The organism is Vreelandella populi, from assembly GCF_003989825.1.
GTDB classification, from domain to species: Bacteria; Pseudomonadota; Gammaproteobacteria; order Pseudomonadales; family Halomonadaceae; genus Vreelandella; species Vreelandella populi.
In genome coordinates, this window is the sequence record NZ_RZHE01000015.1 from 299,123 (window position 1) to 320,866 (window position 21,744).

The window sequence follows — 21,744 nt, forward strand, 5'->3', positions numbered from 1 at the left end:
TGCGCAGTGAGGCGACGTTAATCGCCATCTTTTATGTCATTAAGGGAGGCGTTGGGTGCCCAGCATATTTCAACGTGTTGTTTCGTCGAGCTGTTTAGTGTTTGTTAGTACCACCTTTTCCAGCACGGTATTGGTCGGCCCGGCGGCCGCGAACCCGTTTTACGCTCCACCCCCACCCACCGATGACGCGCCGATTTTCAGCGGCGATGCTGAGCTTGGCTTCACTCACCTCTCAGGCAATACCAACAGCCAGACGCTGATCGGCAAGACGCGTCTGACCTGGCTGACCGGCGATTTTACCCATTCGCTGCGCGGTGAAGTGCGTAACGTGAGCAAGGATGGGGAAACCAGCGCCGAGCAGTACCTGATAGCAGGTCGCGAGCGCTTTGATTTCAGCGGTCCGCACTACCTGTTTGGCTTTGCCCGCTGGGAAAAGGACCGCTTTGCCGGCTACGACCAGCAGCTCTCGGTGATCGGCGGCTACGGGCGCCAGTTGCTGGAAGGTTCGCGCCATTCACTGTCGCTAGAGGCGGGGCCTGGCTACCGTAACGACCGCTTGCGCGATGATGATAATGAACGCCTTGCCGTTGCCTACTCGGCGCTTGCCTACCACTGGGGGTTTTCTGACTACGCTGATATTGAACAGGAAATGTCAGTGGAGTATACCAGCCAGAATACCACCGGCCGGTCGCTTACCGCGCTGACCGCACGGCTTAACTCGCGCATGTCGCTGCGCCTGTCTCACGAGATCAAGCACAACTCCCAGCCGCCGGACGATACCAGCGTACGCACCGATAACACCACCAGCGCTTCGCTGCTCTATCACTGGTAGGCAGACAGCGTCTAGCGCTGTTGCCCGCGGTGGGCCCAACCGGTCATGCGTTTTTCAAGTAGAGCAAAGAGTTCGTACATCACCATGGCCATGGCACTGATCACGATAAGCCCTGCAAACACCAAGCCCATGCGCATTTGCGAGCCTGCGCTCATCATCAGATAGCCGATGCCCTGATTGGAAGCCACGGTTTCCGAGACTACTGTGCCGACAAAGGCCAGCGTAATAGCGACTTTCAGCGAAGCAAAAAAGTACGGCAGCGAGCGCGGCAGGCCCACCTTCAGCAGCACATCGATGCGTCGCGCGCCCAGCACCCGCAGCACATCCTCCATTTCCGGCTCAAGCGTGGCCAGGCCTGTCGCGACATTGACCACAATGGGGAAAAAGCAGATCAGAAAGGCGGTCAAAATGGCGGGCACCGAGCCAATCCCGAACCACACCACCAAAATGGGCACAAACGCCACTTTGGGGATGGCGTTGAAGCCCACGAGCAGTGGATAGCAGGCGTTATACAGAAAGCGCGAGGAGCCGACGATAAAGCCCAACACCAGCCCCACCGCCACGCCTAACCCAAATCCGATCACCGTGGTCCAGAGCGTCTGCCAGGAGTGTTTGCCAATAGGCCCGGCATAGGTAATCAACGCCTGGGCGGTTTCCATCGCGCTTGGAAAGATAAAGCTGGGTACGTCAAAGAGTCTGACGAGCGCTTCCCACACGACCACCAGAACCACCACGGCGATCCAGGGCGCCAAACGCTCGGCTGTTTTTCCAGGTTGATTCATGACAGGCCCCTTAGCTACTGCGCACTTCACCAATCTGGGCGCGTAACGCCTGTACCAGATCAATAAAGGGTTTTTCATACGTCATCTCAAGCGGGCGCGGGCGTTCAAGCGAAATGGTGCGCTTCTCGATCACCCTCCCCGGCCGCCGACTCATTACATAAACCGTATCCGCTAGAAAGGCCGCTTCGCGCAGGTCATGTGTGACCAGCACCACGGTAAACCGCTGGGCTTCCCAGAGATCACGCAGCACGCACCAAAGCTCTTCACGGGTAAACGCGTCCAGCGCGCCAAACGGCTCATCCAGCATCAGAAGACGCGGCTGATGAATCAGCGCCCGGCAGATGGAGGCGCGCTGCTGCATACCGCCGGAAAGCTGCCAAGGGTATTTATCCTCATACTCAGCAAGACCAACGGTCGCAAGCAGCTTGCGTGCCCAGCCCACAAACTCTTCACGGCGCTTACGAAACTGATGACAGTAAGGTTTGACGATCTCGAGCGGCAGCAGCACGTTATCCAGGGTAGTGCGCCAGGGCAACAAATTGGCGTTCTGAAACGCCATGCCCGATATTTTCAACGGCCCGGTTACCGGGTTGCCGTCTACCTGCACTTTGCCCTGGGTAGGCGCGTGCAGTCCGGTGCAGAGTTTCATGAAGGTCGATTTACCACACCCAGATGGCCCCACGAAGGCCACAAACTCGCCCTCGTGAATACTCAGGTTAATATCCTCAATCGCGTTGCCCGACCTGTCATACGCCAAGCTAACGTCATCAAAGCTGACAAACGCTGCCGACATCTAGCGCGCCTCCAGCAGCATGCGTTCTTCCACCGGCGGCAGGTAGCGCGAGGTAAACACCTGATCCTGCGACGGCAGGCTGGGCAAATCGTAGGCGTCGGCGACCAGTTGAATCGCTTCTATCAAGCGTTCCTCGTCAACCCCGCCTACGCCATGCTCGCGGGCATCAGGCGTATTCACCGCGCTTTCAAGGGCAAGCTCCAGGCGACGAGTCTCCATGGCCACATCAATTAAGCCGTCGCGGTTTTTGACATACGCAACCGCCGTGGCCGGGTCCTCGATCGTTTCGCCTAGCGCGCGGTTAAAGGCACGTAAAAAGCCCTGTACGGCGTCCGGGTTTTCATTGGCAAAGGCTTCGCTGACGATAATGGCATTGCCGTAAAGCGGTACACCGTACTCGGGGAACGGCATGATAGTAAGCTCATCTTCACTAACGCCGCGCTCTTCAAGGTTTAAAAGACTGGTGAAGTAGAAGCCGGTAATAGCGTCTACATCGCCGCGGGTCAGCAGCGTCTCACGAAGCGTGGGGTCAACGTTCTGCCACTCGACGGCATCAGTTTCCAACGTGTTGGCGGCGGCGAATATCTCCCAGGCGCGAAAGCCCGTATCAAAGGCCGGGGCGGCAATAGTCCTGCCGACAAGATCCGCTGGCGACTCAATACCGCTCTCTTTGAGTGCAAACACTGTCGTGGGCGTACCGTCGTAGACCACGTATACCCCTTGAATGCCCGGCCCGTCAGGATTTTCCGCCAGGAACTCGATCAGTGCGTTCAGGTCGCCAAAGCCCATTTCATAGGCACCTGAGGCTACACGGTTGATTGCTCCTGCCGAGCCGCTGCCAGCGTCGATCTGAACGTTCAGCCCCTCTTCCGCAAAATAGCCCTTCTCTTCTGCCATCAGAAAGGGCGCCGCTGGCCCCTCAAAGCGCCAATCAAGTTGGAAGCGGATTGCCGTGACGTCTGCGCTCACGCTGTTCGCCAGTAATAATGAGGCAACCGCGCCGCCGATCAGCCTGTGGAACATCGTTCGAGAATTGGGTATTGAAGCAGTCATCACTGTCAGCCTTGTATACAAAACGTTGCAAGGCTATTTGCAGCAATGTGGCCAACATTGTTTTTATGAATGAATTTCAAACGCTTACTTCGGTTAATTGAGCACAGCGCAACTAACAAGGCGCTGTATTGGTGCATGACGCTCTTTTCAAGCACCAAAAGCAATCACGTTAGACTTTGGTCTATATGCGCGATATACTGAACGCAGTTTCCTGTCCTCGCGCCATTCAATGAATGGCGCTTTTTTTTAGCTGTATGCCGCGCACTTTGCCGCATCGCGTCGCTTAATGCCCTTCTTGCTAGGCTTGGGCACACCGCCTCTTCTTGCCACCCAAAAGGTATATTAATGACTCAATCGGCCTCTGATGCCGACCGCCAAACGCGATTTTCGTTTGGCGATCCTATCGTCCTTACGCTAAGCATTGGCTTCATCGTGCTTTTTCTAGCGCTTTCCTTTTACGACCTGGACCTTGTCGCCGACTCGATCAGCCAGGGTTTTGCCTGGAGCGCGCTGACCTTCGGTACCTACTTCCAGTTTCTGATGCTGTTGACGTTCTTTATCGCCATCGGGCTTGCGCTGACCCCGGCCGGCAACGCCAAGATCGGCAACCTGGATGCACCGGAGCTGAGTACCTTCAAGTGGCTTTCGATCATCTTGTGTACGCTGCTGGGCGGTGGTGGCGTCTTTTTCGCCGCCGGCGAGCCGATCTATCACTTCGTGAACGTGCCCCCCACCTTCGATACCGACCCGGGCGTGGCCGCTGCGGTGCCTGGCGCGCTCGCGCAGTCGTTTACCCACTGGGGATTCGTCGGCTGGGCGGTACTGGGGTCGCTCACCGCGATTGTGCTGGCCCACGCCCACTACGTGAAAGGCCAGCCGCTGCAACCACGCACCCTGCTCTACCCGTTATTCGGCGAGCGCTTGATGCGTGGCCCCCTGGGTGGCGTCGTGGATACCTGCTGCGTATTGGCAGTGGTAGCGGGCACCGTCGGGCCGGTCGGCTTTCTGGCGACCCAGGTCAGCCATGGCCTCGAGGTGCTGTTCGGGCTGCCCAATACCTTCGTTACACGGCTTTTGGTTCTGGCGACCCTGGGTATGGTGTACGTGCTTTCAGCGGTCAGCGGTGTGCACAAGGGCATGCAGCTTTTGAGCCGCTTCAACGTCATGCTGGCGCTGGGCATCGGCGCGGTCATCTTTTTGTTCGGGCCGACGCTGTTTCTGTTCAACAGCTACTTTGCCGGCATGGGCACGTACCTGGACAACTTCTTCAAGATGGTCACCGCCACCGCGGAAACCTCGCCGGCGGATTGGATGCAGTGGTGGATCGTGTTCTTCTACGCCTGGTTCATCGCCTTTGCGCCCTTGATGGCGATCTTCGTAGCGCGCATCTCTCGCGGGCGCACCATTCGCGAGATGATTCTGGCCGTGGCGGTCATCGCCCCCATCGCCACCACGGTCTGGTTCACACTGCTGGGCGGCTCGGGCATCTACTACCAGTTGACCGGCGTGATCGAACTGACCGATGCGCTGACGAACTTTCAGTTCGACATCGCCACGCTCACCTTGGCCCAGGCGCTGCCTGGCGGCACCTGGATGGCGCTGGCAATCCTGCTGCTGACGACCATCTTCGTGGCCACCACCGGCGACTCCATGAGTTACTCCATTGCCATGGTCGGTGCTGGCCACGACGAGCCCAGCCCATTTCTACGCGCCTTCTGGGGCGTGACCATGACGATCATGGCCGCGGTACTGCTGGCCATGCGTGAAGGCCAGATCGCCGCGCTGCAGCAATTTATCGTGATCACTGCCGTGCCGGTATCGCTGATTCTGCTGCCCTCACTCTGGGATGGCCCCAAGGCCGCTTACGCCATGGCTCGCGAGCAGGGGCTGATTGACTAGGCGTCTCGCTACACGTGGTGATATAACCCCCGCTTCGCCTGCGCTATGATCAACGTTTACCGCTGCCCCGGCCAGCCGTCGGGGCGGCAAACGTCCATCAGGAGTGCCTTGCTTGGTTTCTCGCAATCTTCCCTCGACCGCCGCCATGCAGTGCTTTGAAGCGGCGGCTCGCCATATGAGCTTTACCCGGGCAGCCGACGAACTGAACCTTACCCAAAGCGCGGTCAGCAAACAGGTCGCTCACCTTGAATCGACCCTGCAGCACAAGCTGTTTCGCCGGGTAAGGCGCAGCCTTGTGCTTACCCCCGAAGGCGCCATTTTTTTGAGTGATGTACGCAAGATACTGGCCCAGCTTGAGATGTCGACCCATACCATCATGACCTACAGCGGCAACAGTGAAGTGCTGAAAGTCGCCACGCTACCCAGCTTCGGCAGCCGCTGGCTGGCAGATAAATTACCGCCCTTTCTAGCGGCGAATCCGGGCATTAGTCTAGAGTTTCATGATCGGGTGGAAGATTTTGACCTTGAGCAGCAGGATATTGATGTTGCGCTGTTCTACGGCCATGGCAGCTGGCCCAACCTTGCCTGCCATAAGCTGGTGGATGAAGAGATGGTCGCGGTTGCCGCTCTGTCACTTCTGGACCGGCACCCGATCCATACGCCAAGCGACTTGGCCCAGCTGCCGCTACTCCATCTGTCCACCCGCCCCGACGCCTGGCACCACTGGTTTGCAAGCCAGGAAATCGCCACTGATCGCAGCTACCACGGCACCCGTTTTGAGACCTTCCCTATGCTGGTGCGCACCGCCATGGCAGGCGGCGGCGTGGCGTTAGTGCCGCACTTTACCGTCGATGAAGAACTGGCGGACAAGCGGCTCGCTCAGGCCTGGCCGCATCGGCTACACAGCGAGAGTGCGTACTATCTGGTGTATCCCGAACATCTGGGCGAGCTTGGCAAGGTGCGCCGTTTCGTCGAGCATATAACGGCCAGCGCTGAATGCCGCGTATAAACGACTCAGGCCGCCGGTTAGGCAGCCCGAGTCAAGAACGCTGAAGAGCTATTAGCCCGCCAATGCGGCCAGCACGCGCTGTTTAGACGCCTGTTCGCGCTCGGCATAAAGCGCCAGTTCATCGGTCACCGAGGCGCCAAGCGCTTCTTCGAACGCTTCGCGGTTGGCGTTGCCCGCATAGGCTTCGTTTTCGCCCCCGCCCAGGTTTGACTGGAAGATGCCCGCGGCGCTAACCGGCAGGAAGTCTTCGTAGGTAATCGGCTGGGCTTCCACGAAGCCTTTGGCGATCAGGACATCCATATCGGTCGTCACGCTTTGCGCGGCTGCCTTCCCGGCACCGGTAAGGTGGTAGTGGAAGTAGGCCAGCCCTTCGCGGCGCATGGCTTCATCATTATCTGGAAGCTCAGCAAATACCTTGTCCATAACCGCTTGGTGGGCATCGTTATTCAGTCCCCCCGTTTGTTTGCGCCCTTCCCCCAGCAACTGATCGTAAAGCGCCCGGCCTTTCGGCGTAAGAGCCATGCCGCGCTGCTCGATTTCACCAAAGCGGGCGGTGTGCGTGCCTTGGGCGTCGCCTGCAAAGCGGATCGATTCTTCCAGCGCCTTGAAACTTGTCTGGCGCAGCAAAATGGGCGCTTCACGGCGCGGCGGGCCTTCGATCACCGCCTTCGGATTCATGCCCACGCTTGGCATGCGGCGCTGAACTTCATCAATATCCAGCGTACGCGGCGTTAAATGATTGATATGCGGCCCACGAAAGCACACCACATCAGCAATTAGGCGATGCTCGTCGTGCAGCGCCTGGTAGGTATCCAGATCAACTGTGGCATCCTGATGCCAGCGGAAGGTTTCCAAAGCCTCGTTCACGAACTGATCGGCCTCTTCAGCGGTTAACCCGCCCTGCGTTTCAAAGCGCTCGATCAGTTCACGCGCCGTTGGCGTGAAAATATCCCGTTTGGCGAGAATCTCTTCCGCACGCTGGCGCAGCGCCTCGTTTTCGATAAGTTCCAGGCGCAGCAGTGAGGTAAAAACGCGGAACGGGTTGCAAGCCAGCGCCTCATCCTCGATAGGGCGAAACGCCGTGGAGTGCACCGGCACTCCCGCTTCTGAAAGATCATAATAGCCCACCGGGTACATGCCCATGACGGCAAACAAGCGCCGCAGCATGGATAGTTCTTCGGCAGACCCCACCCGGATCGCCCCGTGGCGCTCTACGCTCAGGCGGGCAAGCTCGCCTTGAGCTTCCAGGCGGCGGCGCAGCTCTGGCTGCTGGCTAAGGGTTTCCTGATTTACCTGCTCGACCAGTTCCAGCAGCGTGCCGTACTGGGGCACTTCTGTTTGATACATCGCCGACATGGCTTTGGAGAAACGGTCGCGAACATCGTTAGTCGCTAGAAACGGGAGCTGAGGCATGGCACGGATCTCTATCGTTTATTATCAGGATGACCGTGGCACGCCGGTCATTCAGGGTCGAATGACCTTATCAAAGCAGATGTTCAGGCGGAGCCGCAAACGAAAAAAAACGCCTAATGCATGCCAAATAGGAATGTACGAAACATCAAACGCCTAATGCGCAGACAGCGGCGGTGTTAAGTAGTGAAAAAGGAATGGATGCTTTCGCCAGATGTTTATAGGCCTTCCAACAAGCGCAAGATCATCTGGGGCTGCTGGTTGGCCTGGGCAAGTATTGCCATTCCCGCCTGCTGGAGGATCTGGGCGCGAATCAGGTTGGATACTTCTTTTGCGTAATCGGTATCCTGAATGCGCGATTGTGCGGCGGAAAGGTTGACGATGCTGTTATCGAGTCCGTCGATCACGCTTTCGAAGCGGTTTTGTACCGCGCCGAAATAGCTGCGCTGCTGATCCAGTTGCTTGATAGCCTCATCAAGCTTGTCCATGGGCTTATCAGTGGCGTTGTCTTCAAGCACGCTAAAGCCACTAAGGCCTAGAGCTTCACGGTCCATGGCGACCATGCGAACACTGATAGTATCGCCTGCATTGGCGCCTACCTGAATATTGAGACTACGCGTTTCGCCCAGCAGATTGATGCCGTTGAAGTTGCTCTGCCCGGCGATACGGTCAATCTCATCCAGCCGCTGGTCGATCTCAAGCTGAATCGACTCTCGATCTTTTGCTGAATAAGTCCCGTTGGATGCCTGAACGCTCAGCTCACGAATTCGCTGCAGGTTATCGTTGATCTGGTTTAGCGAGCCTTCGGCGGTCTGCACCATCGAAATCCCGTCGTTGGTGTTGCGGATAGCCTGATTCATCCCCCGAATCTGGGCGCCCATACGATTGGCGATCGCCTGTCCGGCCGAGTCGTCCTTGGCGCTATTGATACGCAAGCCAGACGATAGGCGCTGCATTGAGGTCTGCATGGCCTGCTGGCTGGTGCGCAGATTGTTCTGCACCAGTAGCGAGGTAACATTGGTGTTTAGGCTAAACAAACCAGACCCTCATGTAGGGCAACCTGCCTGCAGGGATAAGTGAAATGACCGTACGGGTATTATCGGCTCAGCAGGAAAAAACTTAATTCTTTCGCTCAACCAAAGAGCGTCCTGTCACGGCCAGCACTTCATTGACGGGAAGACGAATATAGTCGTACTCAAAGTAGCCTTCATCCAACAGCTCGCCATTCCATGCCACGATATCCAGGTCCATGGTGCGGGGGCCTGACTTGTTCGGTCCGCGTACCCGTCCCAGACGATTTTCCACTGCTTTCAGGTAGGCACGAAACGCGTCATGGGCAAGCGGTGTGCGTACCAGAAGCGCCGCATTTAAAAAATCGGGCTGATTTAGAAACCCTACAGGTGGCGTACAGATTGGTTTGGAGTGAGCCACCAGCTCACATTCGCAGCCCAAAAGAGTGAATGCCTGAGCAAAGTGACGCTCGGGCTCAATATTCGAGCCTATCGAAATCAGGCATTCATGTAGCATTGTATTCTGCTCTGCCTGCAATACCGTCGTTGACATGACCATAGCCTGACCCCGAATGACCCAAAGAATTCATAAGCATATTAGTGACTCTATTTCAGACTAGCGGTACGCTTTTAGTGTGCAAGCCATAAATCGATTAACAATAAGCACAAGAGGCACGAAGCCACTACATAACTCTAAATACAGGGACATCCAATGAGTAAGAAAGCAGCCTTAGTGACAGGGGGCGCTACCCGCCTGGGACGCCACTTTTCGGAAGCGTTGGCCGATGCAGGGTATGACATTGCATTACACGTTAATAGCTCTCGAGAAGAAGCCGAAGAGGTGGCAGAGGGGATTCGTGGAAAAGGACGCGAGTGTGAAATATTACCTTGTAACTTCATACACGACCCGCTTGATACGCTGATTCATACTGCAAAAGAACGATTTCCCAACTTAAGCGTGTTGCTTAACAGCGCCTCGACTTATCAGGCAGCGCCTATCGCGGACACCAATTTAGCCATGCTGGAAACGCAGTTTCGGGTCAATCTGTTTACCCCATTGCTATTAACCCAGCATTTTGCGAAGACGGTCGATAAGGGATGCGTTATTAACATCATCGACAATAAGGTGGCCTATCATCAGTACCCTTATGCGGCTTATTTGCTGTCTAAAAAAGGGCTGGCGGACATGACGCAAATGGCGGCACTCGAGTTTGCGCCGCATATCCGGGTCAACGGCATCGCACCTGGCGTGATACTGCCCACGTCTATACGCTCCCATGAGTATCTCGCCTGGCGTTTGGAGGGCATTCCACTTAACCGGCAAGGAGCGCCCGACCATCTGGTTCAAACATTACATTATCTGCTAGATAACGACTTTGTGACCGGGCAGGTGTTATTTGTGGACGGCGGCGAATCTATCTACCTGGAAGGTCGCCACTCGGAGAATTACGCCCCCCAGTGACCGAGTAGAAACAACAAGGGCCGCCCGAAGGCGGCCCTTGTTGGCTTATAGTGCAATAGCATCATCCTGCTGGCTAGACGTCTTCTTCATCAGGCTTGTGGTGCTCAGGATTCTTCGTTGTGGAATCATCCTTGTGCGGGTTATGGCGATCATCAGTTACCAGTTCAGCCGCTTTAGGCTGCCCTGCCGGGCTGCCATCAATGGTGAAGGCCTGCTGCATGACACGCAGGTTAGCGGGTGGCGCAGAGCCTGACTTGTCCTGGCCAAAGTAAAGCGTGGTATGCGGGAACGGAATCTCGATACCGGCTTCATCAAAGCGCATTTTCACCAAGCGGTTGTAGGCACGCCCAACGCCCCACTGGTCGCCAGGGGTCGTCTTGATCACGACACGGATATTCACCGAGCTGTCCGCCAGGGCCGTCACACCAGCAACGGTCAAGTCAGCAAGGATTTTGAAGCCATGCTCTTCGCTGGCGCGTAGATCTTCAAAGGCCAGCTTGAGCTGCTCAATCGCGTCATCGATGCTTTCACGGTAGGCAATACCGTATTCGCCCACATGGTTGCCATATTCGCGCATATAGTTGGATACGGTATCCACGCTTGAGAACGGCACGATATGGTAGGTGCCCGAGAGATCGCGAATCCCTACAGAGCGAATGCTCAATCGCTCAGCTGTACCGGTAACACCACCAACGGTAACTACATCGCCGGTATTCATGGCATTTTCGACCTGAATGAATACCCCAGTGATTACGTCCTGTACCAGCTTCTGGGCACCAAAACCAATCGCCAGACCCAGCACACCGGCACCGGCAATCAGCGGCCCGATGTTGATGCCGATCTCCGAGAGAACGATCATACCCGTAATGGTCACCATGGCAATTGCCAGGGCATTACGGAACAGGCTAAGCAGCGTCTTGGCGCGCGCAGATGGCTCGCCAGTACCCGTTTCCGGGTTGAGCTTATGCTCAATCAAACTTGCCAGCGCCAGCCATATACCCAGCGAGACAATTAGAATGACCGCCACGCTAATCAGGTTGCCGACGAGGTGCGCGCCACGCTCAGAGGCATACCAGCCTGCTAGGTTAAAGGCTCCCCAGGCATCCAGAATCACCATGACCACGGCTACCAGAATCACTGTTCTCAGCACGCGTAGCGCATTAGGCACATAGCTATTCAGGCGATGTTCAAGCATTGGCAGCTTGCGGCGTAAATCATCGGATAACTGAATGCGCCGGCCAATAGTCTGGGTTAAGAACGTTGAAGCCAAAAGGCCGACCACCACAGCAGCGAGCGTTTTAAGCGTCGCAAACAACACAAAGGGTAGCGCATCGCCTGGGCGAATTAGCGTAAGTACAAAGACCATCAGGAAGTACAAAAGCGCAAACAGATGCCATGTACGTGCAAACAGCTGCAGCGATACACGGCTTGCGGTCATGGTGGCATTAGCCGCGATAGCATTTATGTTGCCACGCAAGCGCACGCGGTTTTTAAGCACTACGCTAACCGCATAGACAAAGGCGATTATCATGATCAGCGTACCGAGCGCTTGCCCAAGCGACGCCCCCAGATAGAAATTGACCAGCGGTACGGCTACCATCAGCCCATACCCCACCATACCGATCAGCCGGGCCAGCCAGCGATTCCAATACGAGGCTTCATGGGCAGAAATAGGCAGCAGGCGCAGCCCCTCGTAATGAGAGGAAAAGAGCATCCGCATAACCGCCTTGAACAGTTCGATAATCAGGAAGGCATTAAGAAACAGCGATGCGCGTGTGGAAAGCTCGCCCGTTTGGCCCACGGCAAAGGTGGCGATCAGATTGCCACCTACGTACGCCAGGCCCACGATCAGAAAGTCGATGACCGCCGCAATGGCAACACTCAGAATAAGGCGTAGTACCGGCGTTAAACCGGAGCCGTTTAACGACCAGCTACTTACCTTGGCAAAGGCGGGTTTACCCAATCGCCGTAGGACAAAGAAGAGTGCAAACGTGGCACCAATCACGATGCCCAGATTAATCGCTGCCTGGATAAATGCCGCCGAGTCGAACGTGCTTGAGCTTTCGCCACTACCGGTAAACAGGTCGCCAACCACAGTGGCCGCCTGCTCAATCTGGCCGCCAATATCGGTAACCACACGACTGGTAAGCTCGGCAAGCTGGCGAGGTAGGGACACATCCTCAGGCGATACATTGCCGCCAGCAGCAGCGGCTTCAGGCGATAATTCCGTTTCCAGACCAGCCGGCAGTGATGACGCCTGATTGCGTAGCAGGTCAATCAACGCTTGTCGTGATTGCTCGTCTTCCAGCAGCTCAGCAAGCGCCTCGTAAGAAGGCGCTCCCTCTTCTGCTGGAGGAGGAGCGCCTTCGTTGTCAGCGCTTAACGTTGTCTGGGCCAATGCTGGTGTTGCAAGCAATGCAAACAGTGCCATTAACCAGACGCCTAACCAAGGTAGTAATCGTAGTGGCGTCACACCTCAACCTCCATTTGGGTAAATGCTCTCTTAAATCTAACGGTTGGCCTACTTTATGCAAACAGAAATGCAAGAGTAGGCCTGCTGGCAGCCTATAAAGCGCACAGGGTAACATGAGAGTATGAACAAGGCCTGGCAGATGACTTTATGCAGAAAGCATACAACGTGTGCCGCTCAGACCTGGCAAAGCGGTAGCAAAAACTGATGTGCCAAGCCAAGTACCACGGCATAACGTGCGCCCTTAGCCACCACGATCCATAGCAACGCACGCCACCAAGGCAGGCGAAACAGGCCAGCAAGCACCGTTAACGGGTCGCCGATGACCGGCACCCAGGAGAGCAGCAGACTCGCCTCACCCAGCTTGTGGTACCAGCGCTCTGCCCGGGCAAGGCTTTTAGCTGATGCCGGAAACCAGCGCCGATTCTGGAACTGACGCGCGTAGCGGCCCATGGCGACATTGATAAGGCTACCCAGCGTATTGCCGATAGTAGCCACACACCATAACACCAGCGCGGGCTCGCCCAGACACCAGAGCCTGGCAAGCCATACCTCAGAACCGCCGGGCAGTAGCGTGGCACTTGCTAATGCCACCAGGAAAAGACTCAGCATGGAACTCAGCGCCCGTAATTAACGCGGCACCTGGCCACCCAGTTGAGCGGTAATTTCATCGGCCACCTGGCGTACCAGTGTTCCCAGCGCGAGCAAACGCGACTCGGGAATTCGCGCCATGGGGCCCGAAACGGAAATCGCGGCCAGCGGTGAGACGTGCTCATCGTAGACGCAGGCGGCCACACAGTGCAGGCCAATGGCATGTTCTTCACGATCACAGGCAAACCCTTGCCGACCAATTTGTTGTATTTCCGACAACAGTGCATCGGGACTACACAATGTATTTTCGGTAACGCGGGCAAGCTCTCGGTTATCCAGAAAGCGGGCGCGCTCGTCGGCAGGCATCCAGGCCAGTAGCGCCTTCCCCACGCCAGAAGCGTGCAGCGGCGCCCGCGAACCCAGGCGGGTAATCATGCGCATCATTTGGGGCGATTCGTGCTGGGCCAGAAAGACCGCCGTATCACCATCGCGAATTCCCAGGTTGGCGGTTTCGCCTGTTTCAGCGGTCAGGCGACGCAAAAAGGGGCGGCTGGTCGCCACCACGTCGCGGGCCTCCAGAAAGCTGTTGCCAATACGGAAGGTTTTGACATCGATACGCCATAACCCTTGCTCGTCATCCTGGGTAACAAACCCCTGACTTTGCAGGGCCTGGAGCAGACGGTGGGTGGTGGAAGGGGCCAGTTCGGCTTTTTCAGCCACATCTGACAGGGCGAGCCCCAAAGGGCTTGCCGCCAAATACTCCAGTAGCGTTAGGCCACGTACCAGCGACTGGCTATGCCCGCCGCCCGCTTTGGCGGCGTTTGCCGGACGCCCAACCGTTCTACGCTTGGCTTCACTCACCCTGCTCTCTCCTGAAGGCGCAAAACCCACAGGATAACGCGCCGTCATGACGCTGTCGCGTTTACGGAAACGAATTCCACTAATAGCGGGTATGCGCTAGCGGTGTTGCCAACGCGGCGGGCGCTTGTCGATAAACGCATCAATACCTTCTGTGGCGTCAAGTGTTTGCATATTGCAGGCCATGGTTTCCCCGGCAAATGCGTAGGCCTCATCCAGCGGCATGGCCAGCTGGCGTGCAAACATGGCCTTTCCCGTTCTCACCGCCACGGCACTTTTGGCGCAGATACTATCCGTCAGCGCCTGAACGGCGTCGTCGAGTGCCACATCCTCGACAACACGATTGATTAAGCCCCATTCAGCCGCTTGGGTGGCACTTATGAACTCGCCGGTCAGGAGCATTTCCATCGCCTGCTTGCGGGGCACATTACGCGACAGCGCCACGGCCGGTGTCGAGCAGAAAAGGCCTACATTAATGCCCGACACCGCAAACCGGGCACTCTGCGCGGCAACGGCTAAATCACAGCTGGCAACCAACTGACAGCCGGCAGCGGTGGCAATACCCTGCACCTTGGCAATCACCGGGACCGGGAAATGAACGATAGCTTGCATCACCTCGCTACAGCGGGCAAAAAGCGCTTGGTGGTAAGCTTTATCAGGGTTGGCGCGCATCTGCTTTAAATCGTGCCCGGCACAGAAGACTTTACCATTGGCTGCCAGCACCACACAGCGCACCTGCTCATCGTTTGCAAGATCCGCCAACGCCGTTTGAAGCGCCTCAAGCATCTGCTCGGAAAGTGTGTTAAACCGCTCTGGGGTATTGAGAGTGAGCGTGGTCACGCCCTGCTGATCATCGCGGAGCAGTAGCTCGGCTGCCAATGAAGTATCAGAAGAAACAGGCATAAAAGGCCCCTAGCGAAGCTGAATAATCTTCAGTCTAGTGCCTCACACGACCAAAACGGGATGCTTACGACCAAAGGCGACCACGGGCGTGGCCGCCTACTTAACATTAAGCCTTACGTTAGGCGTCAGGCTTTTTCGCGATGGTTGTAACCTAGCGGATGGGGCTGGCCGCGTGCCTTGGCAAGTTCGATCTGGCGCTGGCGCTCTCGGGCGGCAGCACGGGTTTTCTCAGGCAAAGAGTCGATGCAGTGCGGGCAGCTGATTCCGGGCTCATAGGCTGACGACTGCATGTCGTCGGCGGAAATCGGCATGCGGCAGGCGTGGCACTGGTCATAGGCACCTTTGCTCAGGTCGTGCCGCACCGCTACCCGGTTATCAAACACAAAGCACTCGCCGCGCCACAAAGACTTCTCTTCAGGGACTTTTTCCAGGTAGTTCAGCACGCCGCCCTTGAGGTGGTAAACCTCTTCAAAACCCTCTTTCAGCATAAAGCTGGAGGCTTTTTCACAGCGAATGCCGCCGGTGCAGAACATGGCGACTTTCTTGTGCTTCTCCGGATCATAGTGCTCGCGCACATACTCAGGAAACTCGCGGAACGTAGTGGTTTTGGGGTCAACCGCGCCTTCGAAGCTGCCAATCGCCACTTCGTAATCATTGCGGGTATCGATCACCAGCACTTCCGGGTCCGCAATCACGTCGTTCCAGTTCTCCGGCTCAACGTAGGTGCCCACGGTATCGTTGGGATCAATGTTCGGCACGCCGAGCGTCACGATCTCTTTTTTGAGCTTGACCTTGGTGCGATAAAACGGTGTTTCGTCACAAAACGATTCTTTATGATCGATATCGGTCAGGCGCGGGTCGGCAGTCAGCCAGGCAAGCAGGGCGTCAATGCCTTCGCGAGTGCCCGCCACGGTGCCGTTAATGCCTTCTTTGGCCAGCAGCAAGGTGCCTTTGACGTCGTTATCCAACATGGCCTGGCGCAGCGGCTCACGCAGCGCTTCAAAGTCATTTAGCGTAACGAATTTATACAGCGCCGCGACGACAATGCGCGGCGTATCGGCAGGGGTAACGATAGGTGCAGACATAAAAGCTCCAGGTAGTCGCCCTCGCAAAGGGCGGACCAGGTTAATAAACGCGCATAGTCTAGCGCAAACCGCGTAATGCTTGAATCCTGCCAGATTGACGCAGGTCATTAGCGGCTTCAAATTCGTCGATTTAATCGACGTTATCATGCAGAAACCTTCGCCCGACGCGGCGCGATTACAGGCGTATATTGAGTTCATTCCTTCAACAGCTATTCCTTCAACACGGCTGGGAGCACAAAGATGAAAATTCGTCGCGCGGGTGAAAGGGGTTATGCAGACCACGGCTGGCTGCGTTCTTATCATACGTTCTCGTTTGCCAACTACCATGATCCCAAGCATATGGGCTTTCGCGCCCTACGGGTGATCAACGAAGACCGCGTGGCCGGCGGCCATGGCTTTGGCGCCCACCCGCACCGGAATATGGAGATTATCTCCTATGTGCTGGAAGGCGAAATGGAGCACAAAGACAACATGGGCAACGGCGAGGTCATGCGCCCAGGCGACGTGCAGCGCATGTCAGCGGGTACCGGCGTGCTGCACAGTGAGTTCAACCACTCCAAAGAGAACGAGCTGCACTTTTTGCAGATCTGGATTGAGCCCAAAGCGCTTGGCATTGCGCCCAGCTACGAGCAGAAGCCTTTCCCGGCGGCTGAAAGGCAGGGCCAGTGGCGCCTGGTGGCCTCGCAAGAGGGCCGTGAAGGTTCGGTCAGCCTCAATCAGGACGTTAACCTTTACGCCGGCTTGTTCGATGCAGACGAAAGCGTAATGACCCCAGCCACACGTTATGCCTGGCTGCATGTGGTAAAAGGTACGGTTGAAGTGAATGGCGAACCGCTCAGCACCGGCGATGCCGCTACGTTCCAGCCTGGCGATGCCATCAGCGTGACCGGCAAGGATGCAAGCGAAGTGCTGCTGTTCGATCTGGCCTGAGCTTCAGTGTTACCAACCAAAACGGCTCCCGTTCGGGAGCCGTTTTTTTACGCCGCGAGCCAGGTATTAGCTATTGTGCGCCGAGTAGAGCGCGCGGATTTTCAGCGTATGCTCTACCTGCTTCAAGGCTTCAAGCGCCTGCGGGCCGTAAGCTTTGTCGACATCAATGACCACGTAGCCGACCTTGTCGTTGGTCTGCAGGTACTGGCCGGAGATGTTGATGCCGTTTTCGGACAGCACGCGGTTAATTTCCGACAGCACGCCCGGCACGTTGTCATGAATATGCAGCAGACGGTGCTTATCAGGGTGCGCAGGCAGCGCCACTTCGGGGAAGTTGACTGAAGTAATCGTGGTGCCGTTATCCGAGTAGGTAATCAGCTTCTCGGCGACTTCGATGCCGATGTTTTCCTGGGCTTCCAGCGTAGAACCACCGATATGCGGCGTCAGAATCACGTTTTCCAGGCCGCGCAGCGGGCTTTCGAACTCTTCGTTGTTGCCCTTAGGCTCAACCGGGAATACGTCAATGGCGGCACCGTTCAGATGACCCGACTTGATGGCATCGGCCAGCGGCTCGATTTCCACCACGCTACCGCGCGAGGCATTGATGAAGATGGCGCCCGGCTTCATGGCGGCGATCTCCTTGGCGCCAATCATCCAACGGGTAGAGGGCAAGTCCGGCACGTGCAGGCTGACCACATCAGAGCGGTTCAACAGTTCCTCAAGGCTTGCCACCTGGCTTGCGTTACCCATACCCAGCTTGGTGATGCTGTCGTAATAGATGACATTGAATCCCAGAGATTCGGCGAGCACGGAAAGCTGTGCACCGATGCTGCCGTAACCGACGATACCCAGGGTCTTGCCCCGCGCTTCATGGGAGTTGCTGGCGGATTTCAGCCATCCGCCCTGGTGGGCACGGGCGTTCTTCTCGGGAATACCGCGTAGTAGCATGATCGCTTCAGCCAGCACCAGCTCCGCCACCGAACGAGTGTTGGAGTAAGGCGCGTTGAACACGGCAATCCCGCGTTTCAGCGCAGCTTCCAGATCCACCTGATTGGTTCCGATACAGAAACAGCCAACGCCGACCAGTTTCTCTGCCGTAGCAAATACCCGTTCATTAAGCTGGGTACGCGAGCGAATGCCGATGAAATGCACATCACGGATCTTTTCGATCAGCGACGCTTCATCTAGCGATGTCGGCAAATGCTCGATATTTTCATATCCGGCATTGTGAAAATTGTCCACCGCGCTTTGGTGGACGCCCTCGAGTAGCAGGATCTTGATCTTGCTCTTTTCCAGGGACGTTTTAGCCATGGCTGAATCAACCTCTATGGTCGGCGGCGTGCGCCGTGTATCGGTTCACGGAAAGGCCGTATAGTAGCACAACGCATATCCATCAGGCCTTTGCGGCCGGATGAAATGTCTGCGTTCTCAAGATGAAAACAGTGCAAGTACCCGCAAAAACGGGCGGGGGCAGACGCCACCCCCTGGCCTCGGTGTATACTGTGCGTTTACGTTGCAGACACGCGCGCTGCCTTTTGATTGGGGCGCCAGACAACAGTAGGCATTGACCAATGAGCGATACCGCACCTTCACCGCAGGATTTTGCGGCCACGGTTGAACAACTGGAATCCATCGTAGAACGCCTGGAGTCAGGCGAGCTCTCATTGGAAGATGCGCTCGGCGCCTTTGAGCAGGGCGTGCGGTTGACCCGCGATGCCCAGCAGCGCCTGGACACTGCGGAGCTGAAAGTACGCGCGCTGAGTGAAGACAGCGAAGGCCGTTTGAATGTTACCCCCTTCGCCAATGACGAGGCGCCCAGGGATGACGCTGATGAGGGTAAGGAGACACCGCCATGGTAGCCATTCAAGCGGCCTCGCTGACGGCCCTGCGCAAGGCTAGCACCACCCGGGTAGACGCTACACTTAACGCCCTTTTTGATGAGCGCGCCGTGGTTCCCCGGCTTGAGGATGCCATGCGCCATGGGCTTCTGGTGGGCGGCAAGCGCCTGCGTCCATTGCTTGTCTATCTTGCCGGACAGGCGCTCGGCGCACGTGATGAAGACCTTGACGCCCCGGCGGCGGCCATTGAACTGATTCATGCCTACTCGCTCATTCATGATGACCTACCCGCCATGGATGACGATGACCTGCGCCGGGGCCAGCCCACCGTGCACATTGCCTATGATGAAGCCACCGCCATTCTGGCCGGTGATGCGCTGCAAACCCTGGCCTTTGAAGTGCTGGCACGCACCGCACACCCGCGCCTGGGTAATCTGGTCATGACCCTGGCCACGGCCTCGGGCCGCACCGGCATGGTGGCGGGGCAGGCCCTGGACCTGGCCGCAGTGGGTGGCCATCCCGACGTTGATGCTCTGGCGCACATGCACGCCCATAAGACCGGCGCGCTGATTGTTGCGGCAGTTCGGCTGGGCGGGCTGATCGCCGTGGATGAAGATGACCCGCGTTTAAACGCCCTGACTCGCTACGCGCGCGCCATTGGTCTAGCCTTCCAGATTCATGACGATGTGCTTGATGTAACAGGCGATACCGTGACACTCGGCAAAACATCCGGCGCCGATGCCGCCCGCTCAAAACCGACCTACCCCAGCCTGCTGGGGCTTGACGGCGCGCAGCAAAAGGCGCGCACCCTGATTGACGAGGCCATTGCTGCTCTCGCCCCGTTAGGCGAGCAAGCCGCACCGCTGGCCGAATTAGCCCACTATATGATCGAGCGCGACCACTAGATGCCCATGAAGCTGTTCGACGAGATTCCCCGCGAGCGCCCGGCAACGCCGCTGCTCGACTCCTTTGATCATCCCGCTGCGCTGCGGGCCATGAATACCCAGCAGCTTGCCCAACTGGCTGACGAGCTGCGCGCCTACCTGCTTTATAGCGTGGGCGTTTCCGGCGGTCACTTTGGCGCAGGCCTCGGCGTAGTGGAGCTAAGCGTAGCCCTGCACCATGCGTTTCATACGCCCAAGGACCGCCTGGTATGGGATGTAGGTCATCAAGCCTACCCGCACAAAATCCTTACCGGCCGCCGTGAAGCGATGCTCAGCATTCGCCAGCATAGTGGCCTGGCGGCATTTCCGCGCCGCGCCGAATCCGAGTACGACACTTTTGGCGTGGGCCACTCCAGCACCTCGATTTCTGCCGCACTGGGTATGGCGCTGGCCGCCCAAGCCAAAGGTGACAACCGCCGTGTATGCGCGATTATTGGCGATGGCGCACTCACCGCCGGCATGGCCTTTGAAGCATTGGCTCACGCGGGCCACGTCAATGCCAATATGCTGGTCGTGCTTAACGACAACGAGATGTCGATCTCGGAAAACGTTGGCGGTCTAGCCACTTACCTCGCCCGGATGATGGCAAGCAAGCCCTACCTGAAGATGCGGGAAGAGGGTAAAAAAGTGCTCTCTCATCTGCCCGGCGCGCTGGAACTGGCCAAACGCACCGAAGAGCATATGAAGGGCATGGTCAGCCCTGCCACACTGTTCGAGGAAATGGGCTTTCATTACATCGGCCCGATTGATGGGCACGACCTTGAAGCGCTTACCGAGACGCTTACCAACCTGCGTGAGCTGGATGGTCCGCAGTTTCTTCACATCAAGACCTGCAAGGGCAAAGGCTTTTTACCCGCTGAGGCGGACCAGATTGGCTACCATGCCATCACCAAGCTGGAAAAAACCAGCAAGACGCCCGCCCCGCCGCCCACAGCGCCAAGCGCGCCCAAAAAGAAGTACTGCAACGTGTTTGGCGATTGGCTGTGTGACATGGCCGAAAGCGACCCGCGCCTGATGGGAATTACCCCCGCCATGCGCGAAGGCTCGGACCTGGTGCGCTTTTCCAAGGAGTACCCGGCGCGCTACTTCGATGTGGCGATTGCCGAACAGCACGCGGTCACGCTTGCCGCCGGCATGGCCTGTGAAGGCATGAAGCCCGTGGTGGCGATCTATTCCACGTTCTTGCAGCGCGGCTATGACCAGCTGATTCACGACGTGGCGGTGCAGGATCTGGACGTCACCTTTGCTATTGACCGCGCGGGACTCGTCGGCGAAGACGGCCCCACTCACCACGGCAGCATGGATCTTTCATTTTTACGCTGCGTGCCCGGCATGGTGATCATGGCCCCTGCCGATGAAGCCGAGTGCCGCGCCATGCTAAGCGCGGCCTACCATCATCCCGGCCCCGCGGCGGTTCGCTACCCGCGGGGTACCGGCCCCGGTGTGGAGATTCCAGAACACCTGGAATCGCTTCCCATTGGCAAGGCAGAAGTTCGTCGCCAGTCCAAAAGCAATGGCGCGCGCATTGCGCTCCTCGCCTTTGGCAGTTTAAACACCGCGGCGGCCGAGGTTGCCGAAAAGCTTGATGCTACACATATCAATATGCGCTCCATCAAGCCGCTGGACCGTGACGCGGTACTCCACGCCGCCGACGAACATGAGTTACTGGTTACGCTAGAAGAAAACGTGATCGCCGGTGGCGCGGGTAGCGCCGTCAACGAGCTACTCCACGCCGAAGGCGTACAGATCGAAGTGCTCAACCTTGGCTTGCCTGACACCTTTGTCGAGCACGGCACCCCGGAAGAATTGCTGCATGACTGCGGCCTGGATGCTGAAGGCATCGAAGCCGCCATTCGCCAGCGGCTGCCTTGACGC

General features: G+C 57.3%; 20 protein-coding genes. 8 read left to right on the top strand and 12 right to left on the bottom strand.

Annotated elements, in window-relative coordinates; translation table 11 throughout:
- The first annotated feature begins 97 nt into the window (after positions 1 to 97).
- Positions 98 to 832, top strand: coding sequence for a DUF481 domain-containing protein (locus ELY25_RS16005; RefSeq protein WP_236995756.1), 735 nt, complete (start codon positions 98 to 100; stop codon positions 830 to 832).
- A gap of 11 nt (positions 833 to 843) precedes the next feature.
- Here the strand turns inward: ELY25_RS16005 and ELY25_RS16010 are convergent, their stop codons facing one another.
- From ELY25_RS16010 to ELY25_RS16020, 3 genes are read right to left on the bottom strand one after another with little or no spacing between them, the layout of a single operon-like run.
- Positions 844 to 1,614 (bottom strand): ABC transporter permease, encoded by a 771-nt coding sequence (locus tag ELY25_RS16010; protein WP_126952262.1) that lies wholly within the window; start codon positions 1,612 to 1,614, stop codon positions 844 to 846.
- Between the two features lie 10 nt (positions 1,615 to 1,624).
- A complete protein-coding gene (locus ELY25_RS16015) occupies positions 1,625 to 2,407 on the bottom strand; it encodes an ABC transporter ATP-binding protein (RefSeq protein WP_126952263.1) in 783 nt (260 codons plus the stop codon).
- Complete coding sequence (locus ELY25_RS16020; protein WP_221885425.1) at positions 2,408 to 3,460, bottom strand: ABC transporter substrate-binding protein; 1,053 nt, start codon at positions 3,458 to 3,460, stop codon at positions 2,408 to 2,410. It lies immediately after the preceding gene.
- 345 nt (positions 3,461 to 3,805) lie between these two features.
- On the opposite strand from ELY25_RS16020, the gene ELY25_RS16025 reads away from it, so the two are divergent.
- Both ELY25_RS16025 and ELY25_RS16030 read left to right on the top strand, forming a co-directional pair.
- Positions 3,806 to 5,359 carry a BCCT family transporter gene (locus ELY25_RS16025; protein ID WP_126952264.1) on the top strand — a complete coding sequence of 518 codons (1,554 nt, stop codon included), beginning with the start codon at positions 3,806 to 3,808 and terminating at the stop codon, positions 5,357 to 5,359.
- A gap of 112 nt (positions 5,360 to 5,471) precedes the next feature.
- A complete protein-coding gene (locus tag ELY25_RS16030) occupies positions 5,472 to 6,368 on the top strand; it encodes a LysR substrate-binding domain-containing protein (protein ID WP_126952265.1) in 897 nt (298 codons plus the stop codon).
- Between the two features lie 51 nt (positions 6,369 to 6,419).
- Here the strand turns inward: ELY25_RS16030 and hglS are convergent, their stop codons facing one another.
- The 3 genes from hglS to folK form a co-directional block, all read right to left on the bottom strand.
- The gene (gene hglS, locus ELY25_RS16035; protein WP_126952266.1) at positions 6,420 to 7,781 is read right to left on the bottom strand and encodes a 2-oxoadipate dioxygenase/decarboxylase HglS; all 1,362 of its coding nucleotides are present in this window, start codon (positions 7,779 to 7,781) and stop codon (positions 6,420 to 6,422) included.
- Between the two features lie 215 nt (positions 7,782 to 7,996).
- Positions 7,997 to 8,815: a flagellin N-terminal helical domain-containing protein gene (locus ELY25_RS16040; RefSeq protein ID WP_126952267.1), complete on the bottom strand. Its 819-nt coding sequence runs from the start codon at positions 8,813 to 8,815 to the stop codon at positions 7,997 to 7,999.
- A gap of 82 nt (positions 8,816 to 8,897) precedes the next feature.
- Positions 8,898 to 9,341, bottom strand: coding sequence for a 2-amino-4-hydroxy-6-hydroxymethyldihydropteridine diphosphokinase (folK, locus tag ELY25_RS16045; protein WP_126952268.1), 444 nt, complete (start codon positions 9,339 to 9,341; stop codon positions 8,898 to 8,900).
- Positions 9,342 to 9,500: 159 nt separating this feature from the next.
- Here folK and ELY25_RS16050 point away from each other — a divergent pair, with 159 nt between their 5' ends.
- Positions 9,501 to 10,250 carry an SDR family oxidoreductase gene (locus tag ELY25_RS16050; RefSeq protein WP_126952269.1) on the top strand — a complete coding sequence of 250 codons (750 nt, stop codon included), beginning with the start codon at positions 9,501 to 9,503 and terminating at the stop codon, positions 10,248 to 10,250.
- Between the two features lie 73 nt (positions 10,251 to 10,323).
- On the opposite strand, the gene ybiO is transcribed toward ELY25_RS16050, so the two are convergent.
- From ybiO to trhO, 5 genes are all read right to left on the bottom strand, one after another.
- Positions 10,324 to 12,723, bottom strand: coding sequence for a mechanosensitive channel protein (gene ybiO, locus ELY25_RS16055; protein ID WP_126952270.1), 2,400 nt, complete (start codon positions 12,721 to 12,723; stop codon positions 10,324 to 10,326).
- Positions 12,724 to 12,897: 174 nt separating this feature from the next.
- Positions 12,898 to 13,332, bottom strand: a complete 435-nt coding sequence (locus ELY25_RS16060) for a YqaA family protein (protein ID WP_126952271.1) — start codon at positions 13,330 to 13,332, stop codon at positions 12,898 to 12,900.
- Positions 13,333 to 13,350: 18 nt separating this feature from the next.
- Positions 13,351 to 14,172 carry an IclR family transcriptional regulator gene (locus ELY25_RS16065; protein ID WP_126952272.1) on the bottom strand — a complete coding sequence of 274 codons (822 nt, stop codon included), beginning with the start codon at positions 14,170 to 14,172 and terminating at the stop codon, positions 13,351 to 13,353.
- A gap of 96 nt (positions 14,173 to 14,268) precedes the next feature.
- Positions 14,269 to 15,072, bottom strand: coding sequence for an enoyl-CoA hydratase (locus tag ELY25_RS16070; protein ID WP_126952273.1), 804 nt, complete (start codon positions 15,070 to 15,072; stop codon positions 14,269 to 14,271).
- A gap of 125 nt (positions 15,073 to 15,197) precedes the next feature.
- Positions 15,198 to 16,157 (bottom strand): oxygen-dependent tRNA uridine(34) hydroxylase TrhO, encoded by a 960-nt coding sequence (trhO, locus tag ELY25_RS16075; protein ID WP_126952274.1) that lies wholly within the window; start codon positions 16,155 to 16,157, stop codon positions 15,198 to 15,200.
- 240 nt (positions 16,158 to 16,397) lie between these two features.
- Between trhO and ELY25_RS16080 the strand changes: the two genes are divergently transcribed.
- The gene (locus ELY25_RS16080; RefSeq protein ID WP_126952275.1) at positions 16,398 to 17,087 is read left to right on the top strand and encodes a pirin family protein; all 690 of its coding nucleotides are present in this window, start codon (positions 16,398 to 16,400) and stop codon (positions 17,085 to 17,087) included.
- Positions 17,088 to 17,153: 66 nt separating this feature from the next.
- Here the strand turns inward: ELY25_RS16080 and serA are convergent, their stop codons facing one another.
- Positions 17,154 to 18,398 carry a phosphoglycerate dehydrogenase gene (serA, locus tag ELY25_RS16085; protein WP_126952276.1) on the bottom strand — a complete coding sequence of 415 codons (1,245 nt, stop codon included), beginning with the start codon at positions 18,396 to 18,398 and terminating at the stop codon, positions 17,154 to 17,156.
- Positions 18,399 to 18,658: 260 nt separating this feature from the next.
- Here serA and ELY25_RS16090 point away from each other — a divergent pair, with 260 nt between their 5' ends.
- The 3 genes from ELY25_RS16090 to dxs are packed head-to-tail and all read left to right on the top strand — an operon-like array spanning position 18,659 to position 21,741.
- Entirely contained in the window at positions 18,659 to 18,946 is a 288-nt protein-coding gene (locus tag ELY25_RS16090; protein WP_126952277.1) for an exodeoxyribonuclease VII small subunit, read from the top strand.
- Positions 18,940 to 19,830, top strand: coding sequence for a (2E,6E)-farnesyl diphosphate synthase (gene ispA, locus ELY25_RS16095; RefSeq protein ID WP_126952278.1), 891 nt, complete (start codon positions 18,940 to 18,942; stop codon positions 19,828 to 19,830). Before ELY25_RS16090 ends, ispA begins: the two co-directional genes overlap by 7 nt.
- Positions 19,831 to 21,741: a 1-deoxy-D-xylulose-5-phosphate synthase gene (gene dxs / locus ELY25_RS16100; RefSeq protein WP_126952279.1), complete on the top strand. Its 1,911-nt coding sequence runs from the start codon at positions 19,831 to 19,833 to the stop codon at positions 21,739 to 21,741.
- Positions 21,742 to 21,744 lie beyond the last annotated feature (3 nt).